Source organism: Kribbella sp. NBC_01505, assembly GCF_045040285.1.
Lineage (GTDB): Bacteria > Actinomycetota > Actinomycetes > Propionibacteriales > Kribbellaceae > Kribbella.
In genome coordinates, this window is sequence record NZ_CP109425.1 from 5313498 (window position 1) to 5330398 (window position 16901).

At 68.5% G+C, this 16901-nt stretch carries 13 protein-coding genes; 10 read left to right on the top strand and 3 right to left on the bottom strand.

The features are described from left to right. Positions 1-64: 64 nt before the first annotated feature. The 6 genes from OG474_RS25130 to OG474_RS25155 all read left to right on the top strand — a co-directional run bounded on the left by OG474_RS25130 (position 65) and on the right by OG474_RS25155 (position 9669). Complete coding sequence (locus OG474_RS25130; RefSeq protein WP_405056013.1) at positions 65-1432, top strand: MFS transporter; 1368 nt, start codon at positions 65-67, stop codon at positions 1430-1432. Then, positions 1429-3519, top strand: a complete 2091-nt coding sequence (locus OG474_RS25135) for a molybdopterin oxidoreductase family protein (RefSeq protein WP_405056014.1) — start codon at positions 1429-1431, stop codon at positions 3517-3519. The genes OG474_RS25130 and OG474_RS25135 overlap by 4 nt, the downstream gene beginning before the upstream one ends. Next, positions 3516-7406 (top strand): nitrite reductase large subunit NirB, encoded by a 3891-nt coding sequence (nirB, locus tag OG474_RS25140; protein ID WP_405056015.1) that lies wholly within the window; start codon positions 3516-3518, stop codon positions 7404-7406. The genes OG474_RS25135 and nirB overlap by 4 nt, the downstream gene beginning before the upstream one ends. After that, positions 7403-7750 carry a nitrite reductase small subunit NirD gene (gene nirD / locus OG474_RS25145; protein WP_405056016.1) on the top strand — a complete coding sequence of 116 codons (348 nt, stop codon included), beginning with the start codon at positions 7403-7405 and terminating at the stop codon, positions 7748-7750. The genes nirB and nirD overlap by 4 nt, the downstream gene beginning before the upstream one ends. Continuing rightward, positions 7740-8873: a uroporphyrinogen-III synthase gene (locus OG474_RS25150; protein ID WP_405056017.1), complete on the top strand. Its 1134-nt coding sequence runs from the start codon at positions 7740-7742 to the stop codon at positions 8871-8873. The genes nirD and OG474_RS25150 overlap by 11 nt, the downstream gene beginning before the upstream one ends. Before the next feature lie 112 nt (positions 8874-8985). Beyond that, complete coding sequence (locus tag OG474_RS25155; RefSeq protein ID WP_405056018.1) at positions 8986-9669, top strand: sirohydrochlorin chelatase; 684 nt, start codon at positions 8986-8988, stop codon at positions 9667-9669. Positions 9670-9706: 37 nt separating this feature from the next. On the opposite strand, the gene OG474_RS25160 is transcribed toward OG474_RS25155, so the two are convergent. Both OG474_RS25160 and wrbA read right to left on the bottom strand, forming a co-directional pair. Further along, a complete protein-coding gene (locus tag OG474_RS25160) occupies positions 9707-11122 on the bottom strand; it encodes an MFS transporter (protein WP_405056019.1) in 1416 nt (471 codons plus the stop codon). 29 nt (positions 11123-11151) lie between these two features. Then, complete coding sequence (gene wrbA / locus OG474_RS25165; RefSeq protein WP_405056020.1) at positions 11152-11832, bottom strand: NAD(P)H:quinone oxidoreductase; 681 nt, start codon at positions 11830-11832, stop codon at positions 11152-11154. Between the two features lie 80 nt (positions 11833-11912). On the opposite strand from wrbA, the gene OG474_RS25170 reads away from it, so the two are divergent. Both OG474_RS25170 and OG474_RS25175 read left to right on the top strand, forming a co-directional pair. Beyond that, the gene (locus OG474_RS25170) at positions 11913-12380 is read left to right on the top strand and encodes a MarR family winged helix-turn-helix transcriptional regulator (protein ID WP_405056022.1); all 468 of its coding nucleotides are present in this window, start codon (positions 11913-11915) and stop codon (positions 12378-12380) included. A 167-nt stretch (positions 12381-12547) separates the two neighbouring features. After that, positions 12548-12688, top strand: a complete 141-nt coding sequence (locus tag OG474_RS25175; RefSeq protein ID WP_405056023.1) for a hypothetical protein — start codon at positions 12548-12550, stop codon at positions 12686-12688. 913 nt (positions 12689-13601) lie between these two features. Here the strand turns inward: OG474_RS25175 and OG474_RS25180 are convergent. After that, entirely contained in the window at positions 13602-14006 is a 405-nt protein-coding gene (locus OG474_RS25180; protein ID WP_405056024.1) for a MerR family DNA-binding transcriptional regulator, read from the bottom strand. Positions 14007-14074: 68 nt separating this feature from the next. On the opposite strand from OG474_RS25180, the gene OG474_RS25185 reads away from it, so the two are divergent. Further along, a complete protein-coding gene (locus OG474_RS25185) occupies positions 14075-15238 on the top strand; it encodes an acyl-CoA dehydrogenase family protein (RefSeq protein ID WP_405056025.1) in 1164 nt (387 codons plus the stop codon). Positions 15239-15361: 123 nt separating this feature from the next. Then, the gene (locus OG474_RS25190; RefSeq protein ID WP_405056026.1) at positions 15362-16891 is read left to right on the top strand and encodes an acyl-CoA carboxylase subunit beta; all 1530 of its coding nucleotides are present in this window, start codon (positions 15362-15364) and stop codon (positions 16889-16891) included. Positions 16892-16901 lie beyond the last annotated feature (10 nt).

The window sequence follows — 16901 nt, forward strand, 5'->3', positions numbered from 1 at the left end:
GTGGAAACACCCCGGTCATAGCGTCCTGGCCTAATCAGTGAGGTCGGACGACAGGAGACGCACGATGACGCTCGAGGCAGGACCGGAGGTCGTTGCTCCCAGCGACCAAGCCGGCACAGTGGGCACGGTCGAGTCGCCACGGCGCGGACGCTGGATCGACGTGTGGGATCCGGAGGACGCGACGTTCTGGGCGTCCAAGGGGCGCGCGGTGGCCCGGCGCAACCTGTGGCCGTCGATCTTCGCCGAGTTCCTCGGCTTCTCGGTCTGGCAGCTGTGGAGCATCGTCGTGGTGTCGATGCCGAAGGCCGGGTTCGGCTACAGCACCGACCAGTTGTTCTGGCTGGTCGCCCTGCCGAGCCTGGTCGGCGCGACGCTCCGGCTGCCCTACACCTTCGCCGTACCGCGATTCGGCGGCCGGAACTGGACGATCGTCTCCGCGCTGCTGTTGCTGATCCCGACCGGCGGGCTGGCGTTCTTCATCAGCCGGCCGGAGACGCCGTTCTGGCTGATGGCACTGGTCGCGGCGACCGCGGGCGTCGGTGGCGGCAACTTCGCGAGCAGCATGACCAACATCTCGTTCTTCTACCCGGAGAAGGAGAAGGGCTTCGCGCTCGGCATCAACGCGGCCGGCGGCAACCTCGGAGTCGCGGTCGTCCAGCTCCTGGTGCCGGTGGCGATCACGATCGGCGCCGGCCTGACGCTGAACCGGGCCGGCTTGCTTTGGCTGCCGTTCATCCTGCTCGCGGCCTTCCTGGCCTGGCGGGTGATGTCGAACCTGTCCGTCGCGACCTCGTCGTTCCGGGCGTCGATCACCGCGGCCAAGCGCCCGCACACGTGGATCATCTCGTTCCTCTACATCGGCACCTTCGGCTCGTTCATCGGCTTCTCGGCGGCGTTCCCGCTGCTGATCAAGACGACCTTCCCGTCGATCACCGTGGCTCACATCGCGTTCCTCGGAGCGCTGGTCGGCTCGATCGCGCGGCCGTTCGGCGGCAAGCTGGCCGACCTGATCGGTGGCGCCAAGGTGACGGTGTTCGCGTTCGTCGTGATGGGGCTGGGCATTCTGGCCGCGATCGTCGCGCTGAACGCGGGCAGCTTCACCGGGTTCCTGGTCAGCTTCCTGTTCCTGTTCGTCGCAAGCGGTGCCGCGAACGGGTCGACGTACCGGATGATCCCTGCGGTGTTCCGGTTGACCACGCCGGGCGATCCGGGGCGCGCACGGCGTGAGGCGGCGGCCTGCATCGGCATCGCTTCGGCGATCGGCGCGTACGGCGGCTTCCTGGTACCGCGTGGGTTCGCGATGTCGACGAGTAGCTATGGCTCGCTGATTCCGGCGCTCTACGTGTTCTGCGGGTTCTATGTGGTCTGTCTGGCCGTCACGTACTACTGCTACCTGCGTCCGGGTGGCCCGCTCAGCCAGGAACGCGTGTGACTGCAGTCCCTACCCACTGCCCGTACTGCGCCCTGCAGTGCGCCACCACGCTGCACCCGGTCGACCGGCCGGGTGCGGTGGAGGTGCGGCCGCGCGGTGCGGGTGGGCTGTGCCGGAAGGGCTGGACGGCCGCAGAGGTACTGACTGTGCCGGACCGGTTGACCACGCCACTGGTGCGGGACGCGGCGGGTGAGCTGGTCCCGGTGAGCTGGGACTTCGCTCTGGACTTTGTTGCCGACCGCATCCGGTCGCTGCAGGCTTCACACGGTCATGATGTGGTGGCGGTCTTCGGTGGTGGCGGACTGACCAACGAGAAGGCTTATGCACTAGGCAAGTTCGCCCGAGTGGCCTTGCGGACGGCGAACGTCGACTACAACGGCCGATTCTGTATGTCGTCCGCCGCAGCGGCCACGAATCGGGCCTTCGGCATCGACCGCGGTCTGCCGTTTCCCTTGGCGGATCTGGACGGCGCGGACGCCGTACTGCTGGTGGGGAGCAACATCGCCGACACCATGCCGCCTGCGGTCGCACACCTACCGTCTGCTGGGGGACTGCTGGTCGTTGACCCACGTCGTTCGGCAACTGCGGCCCTGCCGGGCGCGCTGCACCTGCAGGCGACTCCTGGTACCGATCTGGCGCTGGTGCTGGCTCTCACGCATGTGGTGCTGCAGGAAGGGCTTGCGGACAGCAGCTACCTGGCAGAGCGGGTAGACGACGCGGATGCGCTCTACCGATCCACAGCATCGTGGTGGCCCGAGCGTGCGGAGCGAGTGACCGGCGTACCGGCGGCAACGATCAGACAGGCCGCCCGGGTGTTGGCGGCCGCTGCTCCGGTCCACGGTGGTGCCGGAGCGTTCATCTTGACCGGGCGTGGTGCAGAGCAGCACAGCAAAGGCACTGACACCGTGACTGCCTGCATCAACCTTGCACTGGCGCTCGGACTGCCGGGGCGCCTCGGTAGCGGCTATGGCTGCATCACCGGGCAGGGAAACGGGCAGGGCGGTCGTGAGCACGGTCAGAAAGCTGACCAGCTTCCCGGCTACCGCAGCATCGCGGATCCGGCCGCCCGCGCCCATGTCGCCGCGGTGTGGGGCGTGGACCCGGCTGACCTGCCGGGGCCGGGAAAGAGCGCGGTCGAGCTGATCAACTCCCTTGGTACGGCGGGCGGCCCGCGCGCGATGCTCGTCCACGGGAGCAATCTGCTGGTGTCCGCTCCGAACCTCGCATCAGTGCGCGAACGCCTTGCTGCGCTGGACTTGCTGGTCGTGGCAGACGTCGTACCGTCTGAGACTGCTCTGCTGGCGGACGTGGTCTTCCCGGTCACGCAGTGGGCTGAGGAGGACGGCACGATGACGTCCCTCGAAGGCCGGGTACTGAGGCGCCGGGCAGCTGTTGCACCACCTGGTGAGGTGCGCAGCGACCTGCATGTCTTCGCCGGCCTGGCAGCACGCCTTGGGTGTACGGCGGCGTTCTCGACCGATCCGGAGGAGGTGTTCGAGGAGCTACGGCTGGCCAGCGCAGGTGGCAAGGCGGACTACTCCGGGATCACCTGGGAGCGCCTGGACAACGAGGAGCTGTTCTGGCCGGTGCCTGCGGTGGATCACCCCGGAACGCCGCGACTGTTCGCAGACCGCTTCGGTACGCCGGATGGCCGGGCGCATGTCGTTGCGGTCGACCACCGTCCGGTGGCTGACGATCTGAACGGCGCAGCGCCGATGTACCTGGTGACTGGGCGTTTGCTGCAGCACTACCAGAGTGGTGCGCAGACGCGGCGCGTGCCGGAGTTGGCCGAGGCGGAACCAGAGGTGTTCGCGGAGATCCACCCGCGCGTCGCTGCGCAGCTGGGGATCGCCGATGGTCGGCCGGTGCGGTTGCAGACTGCCCGTGGATCGATGGTGCTCGCGGCGCGGGTGACGACCGACGTACGGCCGGACACGGTCTTCGTACCGTTCCACTACGGCGGTGCGGGCGCGGTGAACGAGCTGACCAACGACGTACTCGACCCGGTGTCGCGGATGCCGGAGTTCAAGGCCTGTGCGGTCTCGCTGAGCGCGGCTGCGCTCCCGGTGGCGGGGGTGTCCGCGTGAAGGTGGTCATCATCGGCGGTGGGATGGCCGGACGACGGCTCGAGGCGCTACTGCCGTCGTACGACGTGACTGTGCTGGGCGACGAGGCGTCGTACAACCGGAGTCGGCTGACCGAGTACGTCGCCGGCCGGGCTGGTCTGGTGCTGGGTAGCGAGTCGGTGGCGACTGCGGTCGCGGTGGACCGGACGCGGCGAGTGGTGACGGACTCCGCTGGCGTTGAGTGGCCGTACGACCGGCTGGTGTTTGCGACCGGAGCTGCGCCGGTCATGCCGGTAGAGCCTGCGGCTGGGGTCCAGGTGCTGCGGACTGCTGGCGATGCGCGGTCGCTGGTCGATGCGGCCGGTCTCGTACGGCGAGTGGTCGTGCTCGGCGGCGGAGTGCTGGGTGTGGAGACTGCCTGTGCGCTGCGCGAGCGCGGGGTCGCGGTGACGTTGGTGCACGACGGTGAAGACCTGCTGGACAACGTGATTCACCGTGCTGCTGCGCGGCGAGTGACCCGGGCAGTCCGGCAGTTGGGCGTCGAGGTGTTGCTCGGCGCAGAGCTGGACGGTTTGGAGCTGCGGAACGGCGCCTTCCGGGCAGTGCGGTTGCATAACGGCCAGCCGGTGTTCGGCGAGCTGCTGGTGGTTGCGTGCGGAGTGAAACCGCGGACTGAGCTGGCTGCCGGGCTGACGGTCCGGGCCGGGATCGTGGTCGACCAGACGCTCACTAGTCCGGATGACTCGCGAGTGCACGCGATTGGCGACTGCGCGGAGATCGATGGCCGCCGCACTGGGACTGTCGGTTCGGCGTGGGCACAGGCGGAGAGTCTGGCTGCGGGGCTGACCGGTGGGGTCCCGGTGCCGCTGGGAGTCGACGTGGTGCGGCTGACTGCCGGTGGGCTCGATGTGCTCGTGCTGGGGGATCAGAGTGAGCCCGGCGAAGAGGTTCGGCTCGATGACGGCGGTCGGTCGGTGCGCGCCGTACTGCGGGATGGCGTGGTGCGGTCGGCGGTCGCAGTGGGTGCGCCGGAGGTTGCTGCGGAGCTGGTGCTGCTGGCTGACCGCGGTACGCCGGTAGTGGCGGAGGGGCTGCTCACGGAGCCCGCCGTACCGGCTCGGAAGGCAGTGGCCGTTTGTCGGTGCAACGGAGTGACTAGGGCTGCGATCGAAGCGGCCTGGCGTGGAGGTGCCGACAGTGTCGCCGGCATCGCCGCCACCACACGGGCGACCACTGGGTGCGGTAGTTGCACCGGTGCCGTCGGTGACCTGCTTGACCGGTTCCGCCGTGGCGAGACCAAACCAGTTCCGGCCAGGAGGGCGACGATGACAGAGCTGAGCAAGGCCCGGCACGTTGTGGTGGTGGGTGGCGGCATGGTCGCGCACCGGCTGGTGGAGGCGCTGCGGGCGCGGGACACCGACATCCGGTGGCGCATCACCGTGCTGGCCGAGGAGCCGCGTCTGCCGTACGACCGGGTCGCTCTGACGAGCTACTTCTCCGGACGTGACCCACAGGACCTCGCGCTGGGCGATCCGTCGCTCTGGGAGGACCCGGCCGTCGTACTGCGCAAGGGCGTGCAGGTGACCGCCATCGACGTTGCTGACAAGACGGTGACGACTGCGCGCGGTGAATTGATCGCGTACGACGAACTGGTGTTGGCGACCGGCTCATCGGCGTTTGTGCCGCCGGTGAAGAACAGCGACGCACAGGGCTGCTTTGTGTACCGCACCATCGACGATGTGGCCGCGCTGCGGGTCTATGTCGAGCGTCTGAAGAGTGAGCGGGACCAGGTCACCGGTGTGGTCGTTGGTGGTGGCCTGCTGGGGCTAGAGGCCGCCGGTGCGCTGCGGGCGCTCGGTGCGGCGACGACGGTGGTCGAGTTCGCGCCGCGGCTGATGCCTTTGCAGGTTGACGAAGGCGGTGGGTCGGCGCTTGCGCGGCTGATCCGAGGGCTGGACGTCTCCGTGCAGACAGCGTCGGCGACGACTCGGGTGAAGCTCACGCCGCAGGGGGCGGCGCGGGCGATGGCGGTGGCCGAGGGGCCGGACCTGCCGGCCGATGTGGTCGTCTTTGCGACCGGTGTGCGGCCGCGGGACGAGCTGGCGCGCGCTGCCGGTCTGGAGATCGGTGAGCGCGGCGGAGTCGTGGTTGACGAGGGCTGCCGGACGTCGGTGTCCGGCGTCTGGGCGATCGGCGAGGTCGCCTGTATCGAGGGCCGCGTCTGGGGGTTGGTTGCCCCGGGCAACACTATGGCCGAGATCGTCGCGGACCGCCTGCTGGGCGGCTCGGCGACATTCCCTGGGGCCGACACGTCGACCAAGCTGAAGCTGCTCGGGGTCGATGTGGCCAGCTTCGGGGACGCGTTCGGCACTACCGAGGGCGCGTTGGACATCGTGTACGCCGATCCGGTGGCCGGTGTGTACAAGAAGCTGGTGCTGTCGGACGACGCTCGCACGTTGCTGGGCGGCATTCTGGTCGGCGACGCCTCGGCGTACTCGGGGTTGCGGCCCATGGTCGGCCGGGAGCTGGGTGCTGATCCGGCCAGCTTCCTGCTGCCCGAGGGCGCCGTACCGGCTCAGTTGGAGCTGCCGGACGACGCACCGGTCTGCTCGTGCAACAACGTGTCTGCTGGGACGATCCGGTGCACGGTGCGGGACGATGGCTGCGGCGATGTGAAGTCGGTGTGCGGCCGCACCAGGGCTGGGACGAGCTGTGGCTCGTGTCTGCCGATCGTCAAGACCCTGGTGAACAGCGAGCTGGCCAAGGCCGGTGTCGAGGTCAGCAAGGCGCTGTGCGAGCACTTCGCATTGTCGCGCGCTGAGCTGTTCGATGTGGTCCGGGTGACCGGTCTGCGCACGTTCAGCGAGATTGTCGAGCGTCACGGTGTCGGGCGCGGCTGTGACATCTGCAAGCCGGTAGTGGCTTCGGTCCTGGCCAGTGTGGACCCAGCCGGCCATGTGCTCGACCGCGACCGGGCAGCGCTGCAGGACACGAATGACCACGTCATGGCGAACATGCAGAAGGACGGCACGTACTCCGTCGTCCCACGCGTCCCTGGTGGCGAGATCACGCCAGAGGGACTGATCACCATCGGTGAGGTCGCGCGGGACTTCGGTCTGTACACCAAGATCACCGGTGGGCAGCGAGTCGACCTGTTCGGCGCACGGATCGAGCAGCTGCCGGCTATCTGGAAGCGGCTGGTCGATGCGGGCTTCGAATCGGGCCATGCGTACGGCAAGGCGCTGCGGACGGTGAAGTCGTGTGTCGGATCCACCTGGTGCCGGTACGGCGTGCAGGACTCGGTCGGCATGGCCATTGCGCTGGAACTGCGCTACCGCGGGCTGCGGTCGCCGCACAAGCTCAAGCTCGGGGTATCCGGGTGTGCACGGGAGTGCGCCGAGGCGCGCGGCAAGGACGTCGGCATCATCGCGACAGAGCAGGGCTGGAACCTGTACGTCGGTGGCAACGGCGGCATGACGCCCCGGCACGCCGAGCTGCTCGCGTCCGACCTGTCGGATGACGAGCTGGTACAGGCGATCGACCGCTTCCTCATGTACTACGTGCGGACGGGGGACCGGTTGCAGCGGACGTCGGTGTGGATCCGTGAGATCGAAGGCGGCCTCGAGCATGTGCGCGACGTCGTACTGAACGACAGCCTTGGTATCGCTGCCGATCTGGACGCTGCGATGGCCTCACACGTCGATTCGTACGTCGACGAGTGGCGGGCCACTCTGGACGACCCGGCGAAGCTGGCCCGGTTCGTGTCGTTCGTGAACGCACCGGATCAACCGGACGCCGACCTGCGCTACGTGGTCGAGCGCAACCAGCCTCGCCCGGCCACACCGGCCGAGCGGGGACAGCTGGAGCCGGTGCTGCTCGCCGGTCCCCGATTGGAGGTACGGCGATGAGTCTGACGGCTCTGGAATCGACGGTGCTCTGCCGGTACGACGTACTGATGCCTGAGCGTGGTGTCGCCGCACTGGCCGGGGAGGTGCAGATCGCGCTGTTCCGGCTGCACGACGGGACGGTGTTCGCCATCGGCAACCAGGACCCGTTCAGCGGGGCCAACGTGATGTCGCGCGGGATCGTCGGCAGCAGGGGCGACGTACCGACGGTGGCGTCGCCGATGTTCAAGCAGGTCTTCGATCTGCGCACCGGCGAGTGTCTGGACGACCCGGCGGTGTCGCTGCCGGTCTACCCGGTCGAGATCGTCGACGGGACGGTTCGGGTGGGGGAGAACGGTGACGGCTAACAGCAGGCCAGGTCCGCTCAGCGGCTGCACGATCGCAGTAACCGCGCACCGGCGGGCAGACGACCTGATCGCGTCGTTCGAACGCCGGGGCGCGAAGGTGCTGCACGCACCGACGCTGCAGATCGTCCCGGTCGCCGATGACCACGCTCTGATCGAGGCGACCCGTCGGGTGATCGCGAATCCGCCGGATGACGTGGTGGTGACCACTGCGGTCGGTTTCCGCGGGTGGATCGAGGCGGCGGATACCGCTGGGCTCGCTGCGGATCTGTTGGTGACGTTGGAGCAGGCGCGGATTCTGGCGCGCGGCCCGAAGGCGCGGGGAGCGATCCGGGCCGCCGGATTGGTCGAGCATTGGTCGGCGCGGTCCGAGACCACGGCCGAGGTAGTCGAGTGGTTGCGGGCGCAGGGCGTCAGTGGGCGCAAGATCGTCGTACAGCTGCACGGGCTGTCGGACCCGTCGCTGATGGACGCGCTGCGTGGAGCTGGTGCGTCGGTGCGTGGGCTCGAGGTTTATCGGTGGGGGCCCGCGCCGGATCCGGCGATGGTCGAGCGCGTGATTGGACAGGTCTGCACAGGTGCAGTCGATGCTGTGGTCCACACGTCGGCGCCCGGTGCGCAGGCGATGCTGGATGCGGCCGCGTTGAACGGCCAGTACGACGCTCTGGTCGCGGCACTGCGGACTGGGCGGGTGCTGAATGCCTGTGTTGGTCCCATCACGGCTGGACCGTTCAACAACCTGGGTCTCGAACCACTGGTGCCGGACCGGTTCCGCCTGGGCGCTCTGATCCGCATCGTCACGGACCGGCTCACGGACGACAACGCTCGCTCCATCGAGACCGAGTTCGGCCAACTCGTGATCCGCGGCGGCGCCGCCGTACTGGATGGGATCGTGCTGCCGCTCGGACCGGGACCCCGTGCGGTGTTGGCCGCGCTGGTGGCAGCTGGTGGTGATGTGGTCTCGCGCCCCGACCTGCTCGCCGTACTGCCGGGTGCTGAGGACGTGCACGCGGTTGAGGTCACGGTCAACCGCCTGCGCACTGCAGTGGGCCGACCGGAGCTGGTGCGAACCGTCGTACGACGTGGCTACCGCCTGGCCGTCGAAACAGCGGCGGTGCCGTCATGACTCTATTGAATGCCACGCTCCGCGCGGCGGGTCCTGAGGCCTGGTTCCCTTTCTTCCCTCGTCACTCCAGTCGCTGCGCTCCCTCCGCTCCTCAGTCCAGAAAGGGGGCCTCATGACCGCAGACCTGATCGCAGTGGCGCACGGGACTGCGGATCCTCGGGGTATCCGTGTCGTGCACGACATCGTCCGGCAGATGGCGCAGCTGCGTCCTGAGCTCCCGATGTCGCTGGGGTTCGTGGACGTCGACGTACCAGCCATGCCAGGCCTCGTGGACCGAGTCATGACCGACACCACCGACGCAGTGCTGGTCCCGTTGCTCCTCTCCAGCGGCTACCACGTCCACGTAGACATAGCTCGCCAAGTAGCGCGCCACCCCGGCCTGACCGCTGCCCCAGCCCTGGGCCCGCACCCCCTCATCGCCGACATCCTCGAAGACCGCCTAGGCGACCTCTCCCGCACCGACCACGTAATCCTCGCCGCCGCCGGCTCCACCGACCCCCGAGCCCAAACCGACTGCGAACGCACCGCCACCCTCCTCCAAGCCCGCATCCACCGCCCCGTAACAGTCGCCTACCTCTCCGGCCGAGGCCGCCGCCTCCCCGCAGCCCTGGCCACCACCCCCGGCCGCCTAGCCATAGCCACCTACCTCCTAGCCCCCGGCGCCTTCGCCGACCGCCTCCACAAACAGGCCGGCCCCCACCGAGTCACCGCTCCCTTAGGCGCAGATCCCCGCCTGGCCCGCCTCGCCCTAACCCGCTACGAAGCCGCCCTCCGCCGAACCCACGCCACCGTCTAGCCGCCGCTTAATCGGCAAGAAGTGTCAGCCGCAGCACTCAGCCGCGCTGGGGTCGCGGTAGCAGCGCGCTGACCACCGCGATGGCCAGGCCGAGTCCGCCCGCCACGAGGAAGACCAGGTCGTAGCCGGCGGCGAGGGCGCCGGCGGGCGAACTCCCGGCGGCTGCCCTCGCGGCTCTGGTGCTGGCGGCCGTCGCGAGCACAGCCAGGCCAACCGACGCGCCTACCTGACTGGCGGTGCCGGCCAGGCCGCCGATGATCCCCGCGTCGCTCTCGGGAACGTCGGCGGTAGCCGCGGCCATGAGGGTCGGGAAGGTCAGCCCGATGCCGACCGCGATGAGCAGCGTTGGCCCGAGCACGCTGGTGACGTAGCCGCTGTCGGCGTGGGCCTGGGAGAGCCAGCCGAAACCGGTCAGGAAACAGCCGCAGCCGGCCAGCACCAGCGGGCGTACACCGGTTCGCGGCAGCAGAGCGGCGGACAATCGCGCGATCGCCATGAACGTCACCGCTGCGGGTGTCTGCCCGAGGCCGGTGCGGAGCGCGCTATAGCCGAGAACGTCCTGCAGGAACAGTGAAGTGAAGTACCACATCGCGATGGTGATGCCTCCGAACAGCAGCAGCATGACGTTGCCGACGGCTACTCCCCGGATCCTGAACAGCCGCAGCGGCATCATGGGCTGGGCGGCGAAACGCGCCTCCACCACGGTGAAAAGAACGAGCAGGAGCAGACCTGCCAAGGCCGGCCCGACGACCTGCACGGACACCCAGCCATGATCGGCGCTTTGCACGACCCCGAAGATCAGCGCGGCCAGTCCCACCGTCCCCGTGACCGCGCCAAGGAGGTCGAGCGATTCCCGCCGCCTGGTTCGGGTGGCTGCCAGCGACATCAGGGCTACTGTGATCAGCACTGCGCCGATCGGTACGTTGATCAGGAAAACCCACCGCCATGACAGACCGGTTGTGAGGGCGCCGCCCGCGACCGCGCCGGCCATCCCGCCCACACCGCCTGCGGCAGACCAGGCGCCGAACGCCCGGACACGCTCGTGTTCGCCGGTGAAGCAGGTGTTGATCACGGCAAGTGTCGCCGGGGCCATCATGGCGGCTCCGATGCCCTGCGCGACGCGGGCCGCCACCAGGACCTCAGGAGCGGTCGCCAGGCCGGCAATCAGACTCGAAGCGGAGAACAAGAACAGCCCAGCGACCAGCATCCGCCGATGTCCGAAGAGGTCGGCGGCGCGGCCACCCAGCAGCATGAAACCGGCAAAGGTCAGTAGGTAACCGTTCACCACCCAGGCCAGGCCGGTGGATGAAAAGCCGAGGTCCCGCTGGACCGTGGGCAGGGCGACGTTGACGATGGCCGCGTCCAGGATCACCATGAACTGGCAGGCACATGCCAACGACAGGACCAACCAGGCAGGCCCGGTGTGCAGCCTGGCGGTGTCGGCGCTTGGCATGGCGTCCTCCTTGCGAACCGGCCGCGCGCTCACGCGGTCTGCGAGGCTTTTGGGGACCGGGTGCTGTGGGCGTTGTCAACGCCCGCGGCGACACCGGTGATCCGGCTGCCGGCCCGCAGCCGGATGGTGATCTGGGCCAGTCGCCGTCCCTGGTACCTGGCCGCCTCCAGCGCCGGGCCGTCCGGGCCGTCTCCGGTCGGGCCGGTCACGAATGACGTCCCGTAGGGGTTGCCGCCGGCGGCGTACACGGCCGGATCGGTGTATCCGGGTGGGACGATCAGCGCGCCCCAGTGGTAGAAGACGTTGCCCAGCGACAAGATCGTGGCCTCGCTGCCGCCGTGCCGGTTGAACGCCGAGGTAAAGGCCGTCACCGGCTTGTCGGCCAGTTTGCCTTCCCGCCACAGCCCGCCTGTCTGGTCGATGAACTGCTTGAGCTGCGCGGCCGGCGCGCCGAACCGGGTCGGCGTTCCGAACGCGAACGCGTCGGCCCACGCCAGGTCGTCAATCGAGGCCAGGCCGATCGCAGTGGCAGCGGCGGTGTGCCGCTGCCACTGCGGGTTCTCGGCAATCGCACTGTCAGGCGCCAACTCGGCGACCCTCCGCAGCCGTACCTCGGCGCCCGCCGAGGTGGCGCCTTCGGCGACGGCCTGCGCGAGTGCGTGCACAGTGCCTGTCGCGCTGTAGTAGATGACTGCGACCTTCACGGTCATGTCCGGCTCCCTGGATGCTGTGTAGAATTGGTTATGCGGATAACGTTATGCGCATAACCAATTTTGTCAAGGAGAGCTCCGTGGACTTCGAGCACGCCGACGCTGTCAACCAGGCCATCCGCCTGCTGAGCCTGCGCCACCGGGCCCGGGCCGCGGCGTTGCTGGCTCCGCTCGGCCTGCATCCCGGCCAAGAGGCGCTTCTGCTCGAACTCGCCCGGACGGGTCCGATGATCCAGGCCCAGCTCAGCGAGGCGCTCGGCTGCGAGCCGCCCAGCGTCACGCTCATGACCCGAAAGCTCGAAGCGTCGGGTCACATCCGCCGCAAGCCCGCGCCCTCCGACAAGCGCGCCAGCATCGTCGAACTCACCGACAGCGGCAAGGCGCTAGCCGACCAGGTCAAGCGGTTGTGGTGCGATCTGGCGGAGGAAACCGTGACCGGCCTGCCCGCCGAAACGGTGGCAGGCCTACCCGGCATCCTCAGGACCCTGACCGCCAATGTCGACACCAGACGCGCCCGCCACCCACGCGGCCGCCCGGACGTCGAATAGGAGCGGCGTACGGCCGGTCGCACTACAACCCGGAGCGCTTCGGGTGGGTCGACCGGTACGGCGCGCCGACAGTTCCGCAAGCCGATGATCCGCCGGCCCCGGAGGCTCGCCTGCTGGCGGCCGACTACTCCGCGCGGAACCTCTACAGCTCCCGCACCGATGCCATCTTGACCTTCGCCTCTCCCGGCGACCCATGGGTGATCCGCCGCCTCCACGCCGAGGCCTCGGAGCACCTCGCCGTACACCTCGAAGCCTTCGACACCGACCGCGCCACCGCCGAGCAAGCCGGGATGCTCAGCCTTAGATGAGTCCCGCGCGCTAGGTGGAACATTTCGGCGGTGGGAGCTTGGTGCGATTTGGCGGGCTGCTCTTGCCTGAGCCGCTTTTGGGGAGCGGGATCGCGGCGGGTGATCGGCCGCGGTGGCTGAGGGCTTTGCCTGGGCAGGAACCCCTCCTTCCCGGATGTGCTCGTCCCGTCCGGCCGCTCGGATTCGGCCGGTGGCGTGGGCGGTGGCTGGTCGCCGCTGCGGCCGGTTTTACTGAGACGGGTGGCTGGGGTGGTCTTCGGCTGAGGGGGATGGTGCGGTCGGTGACCGCGGTTGCGGTTGCGTGAGCTTCCGGGCGGTGGTTGCTCCCGACGATGAGGAGGCCTGTCAGGTGACCCGCCGCAGTGGTTGGCCACTGCGGTTCGGGTCGCCTGCCTCGCCTGCCTGGCCTGCGGAAATTTGGCTGGATATCCGTTCAAGTTGACCCTTCTCTGCTCAAAATTTGAGGGGAGAACCAGCAACTTGCGGGGAGATCCCCTCGTTTTCCGGGACCGCAACCGAAGCCCGGAAGCTCAAGCAACGGGCACGCGGTCACCGGCCTGTCCATCCCCCTCAGCCACAGACCACGCCCGCCTAGCGCTTCAGCAAATCGGCCGCCGCGGCGGCCAACCACCGGCTACGTGTCCGGCCTGTCCGGTGCGGCGCGAATCGGGGGTACGCGAACCGCTTTGCGGGGGTCTGCTGCCTCTCACCGGCAGTAGATCCCCGCAAACACCCACAAACCCCGACCAGCCACAGATCCACGGAGTTCTACTGCCAAATACCGGCAGGAATCATCCGTGAACCGGCGCGGGAAGGGCCTACGCCCGATAATCGGTCAGAGCGGTGCCCGGGTGACGACGTCTTTCCACTCAGCGGCGGCGGTCGCGTGCGCGTTCGGTCGCGCCGATCACTATCAGGCCGTCGGTAGACCCTGGCGGGTGCGGAGGGCTTTTAGGTCGGCTTGGCAGCGGGCTTCTACTTCGGCTAGGTCGGCGAGGGTTTGTTCCAGGTCTTGGCGGCGTTGTTCCAGGTCGGCCCGGCGGGTGGTGATCTGGGCCAGGAGGTATTCGAGCTGGCCTTCTTCGCCGGGTTCGGCGTCGTACATGTCGACGATGGTGGCGATCTCGTCGAGGGAGAAGCCCAGGCGTTTGCCGCGGAGGATGAGGCCCAGGCGGACTCGGTCGCGGGGGTGGTAGACGCGGACGGTGCCGCGGCGCTCGGGGGTGAGGAGGCCCCGGTCCTCGTAGAAGCGGATCGTGCGCAGAGTGACGGCGTACTCGGCGGCGAGTTCGGCGATCGTCCATGTGTCGGCAGGCACCTGGATATTGTGCACCTGGCCCACTGTGCTTTACGTTTACGTAAGCGTCAAGCACAGAGGGAGTTGGCATGTTCGAGCTGTCCGAGGAGCACCGCGAGTTCCGGCGCAGTGTGCGCGACTTCGCGGAGGCGGAGATCGCGCCGTACGCGGCGGAGTGGGATCGCAAGCACTACTTCCCGGTGGAGGTCGTGCAGAAGATGGGCAAGCTCGGGCTGTTCGGGCTGACCGCTCCGGAGGAGTACGGCGGTTCTGGTGGCGACTTCACCAGCCTGTGTGTGGCGATCGAGGAGATCTCCCGGGTCGACCAGTCGATGGGGATCACGCTCGAGGCGGGGGTCGGGCTCGGGATCAACCCGATCCTGACGTTCGGGACCGAGGAGCAGAAGCAGGAGTGGCTGCCGGCGCTGGTCGCGGGGGAGCGGCTGGCCGGGTTCGGGCTGACCGAGGCGGACGCGGGGTCGGACGCCGGTGCGACTCGCACGCGGGCGGTCCTCGAGAACGGCGAGTGGGTGATCGACGGCTCGAAGCAGTTCATCACGAACTCGGGCTCCTCGATCACCTCGTGCGTGACGGTGAGCGCGCGGACGGGGACCCGGGAGAACGGCAAGCCGGAGATCTCCACGATCATCGTCCCGACCGGTACGCCGGGATTCGTCGCGGAACCGGCGTACGACAAGCTCGGCTGGCACGCGAGCGACACCCACCCGCTGGCGCTGACCGGCGTCCGGGTGCCGGAGGCGAACCTGCTGGGTGAGCGCGGTAAGGGCTTCGGGCAGTTCCTCGCGACGCTGGACGACGGCCGGGTGGCCATCGCCGCGGTCGCGCTCGGCTGCATCCGCGCCTGTCTGGACATGTCCGTCCAGTACGCCGGTGAGCGGCAGACGTTCGGGGGTCCGATCGGCCGGAAGCAGGGGGTCGCGTTCCAGATCGCCGACCTGAAGGTGATGGCGGACGCGGCCGAGCTGCTCGTCTACCGGGCGGCCGCGTTGAAGGACGCCGGGGCTTCGGTGCAGGAGTTCAAGCAGGCCGCCTCGGTCGCGAAGCTGTACGCGAGCGAGTCCGCCGTGACCGCGACGCGGATCGCGACCCAGGTCTTCGGCGGCTACGGCTTCATGGAGGAGTACCCGGTCACCCGCTTCTACCGTGACGCCAAGATCCTCGAGATCGGCGAAGGTACGTCGGAAGTGCAGCGGATGCTGATCGCCCGAGGCCTCGGCCTCCCAGTGGAATGATGGCCCAATGACTCTGCTGATGCCACGCTCCGCGCGGCGGTCATTGGGCTTCAACTCCAGCCCTTCCCTCGTCGCTCCAGTCACTTCGCTCCCTTCACTCCTCAGTCCAGGTCAGGAGGCCCAATGACCCGGGATCACTGGACAGAGTTCAAGGTCGCCCGCGAGGCGACGCTGGCACCGCCGGAGAAGGCGAAGGCCAAGCTCGACTCGCAGAACAAGCTCTACGTCCGCGACCGGATCGCCCTGCTCGTCGACGAGGGCAGCTTCGTCGAGGAGGCGCAGCTGGCGAACGCGCTGAACCCCGGCCTGCCGGCCGACGGCGTGGTCACCGGCCGCGCACTGGTCGACGGCCGGCCGGCGTTGATCGTCGCGAACGACCCGACCGTCAAGGCGGGGTCGTGGGGTGCCCGGACGGTCGAGAAGATCGTCCGGATCACCGAGGTCGCGCTGCGCGACGAGCTGCCGATCTTCTGGCTGATCGACTCGGCCGGCGCCCGGATCACCGACCAGGTGCAGCTGTTCCCGGGCCGTCGCGGCGCGGGCCGGATCTTCCACAACCAGGTCGCGCTGTCCGGCAAGGTGCCGCAGATCTGCTGCCTGTTCGGTCCGTCGGCGGCCGGTGGCGCGTACATCCCGGCCTTCTGCGATCTCGTGATCATGGTCGACGGCAACGCCTCGATGTACCTGGGTTCACCGCGGATGGCCGAGATGGTCGTCGGCGAGAAGGTGACGCTGGAGGAGATGGGCGGCGCCCGGATGCACACCAGCGTCTCCGGCTGCGGTGACCTGCTCGCGTCCGACGACACCGAGGCGATCGAGCTCGCCAAGCAGTACTTCTCCTACCTCCCCAGTTCGTGGCGGGTCAGGCCCCCGTCGTACGACGCCTCGCCCGCGGGCCGTGATTTCACCCGCGACCTGGTGCCGGTGGAGGAGAGCGTCGGGTTCGACATCCACGACGTGATCGACGCGATCATCGACGCGGACACGTTCTTCGAGATCAAGCCCGCGTACGCGCCGGAGCTGGTCGTCGGGTTCGGGCTGCTCGAGGGTCAGGTCGTCGGGTTCGTCGCGAACCAGCCGGCGGTCAAGGGCGGCGTGCTGTTCGTCGACTCGGCCGACAAGGCGGCCCGGTTCATCTGGCTCTGCGACGCGTTCAACATCCCGCTGATCTACCTGTGCGACGTACCGGGCTTCATGATCGGCAGCGAGGTCGAGCGGGCCGGCATCATCCGGCACGGCGCGAAGATGATCACCGCGGTGTCGGAGGCGACCGTCCCGACCGTCTCGGTGATCGTGCGCAAGGCGTACGGCGCCGGTCTGTACGCGATGTGCGGTCCGGGGTTCTCGCCGGACGCGTGTATCGCGCTGCCGACCGCGAAGATCGCGGTGATGGGTCCGGAGGCGGCGATCAACGCCGTGTACTACAACAAGATCCAGGAGATCACCGACGACACCGAGCGCGTCGAGTACGTCTCCAAGCTCCGCGAGGAGTACGAGACCGACATCGACATCCTGCGCCTGGCCGCCGACCTGGTGATCGACGCGATCGTCGAGCCGGAGGACCTCCGCAACGACCTGATCGCCCGCCTCGCCGCCGCCCAGTCCAAAGACCGCCACTTCTCCACCAAGCGACACGGCGTACCGCCTGTCTAAGCTGTACGGC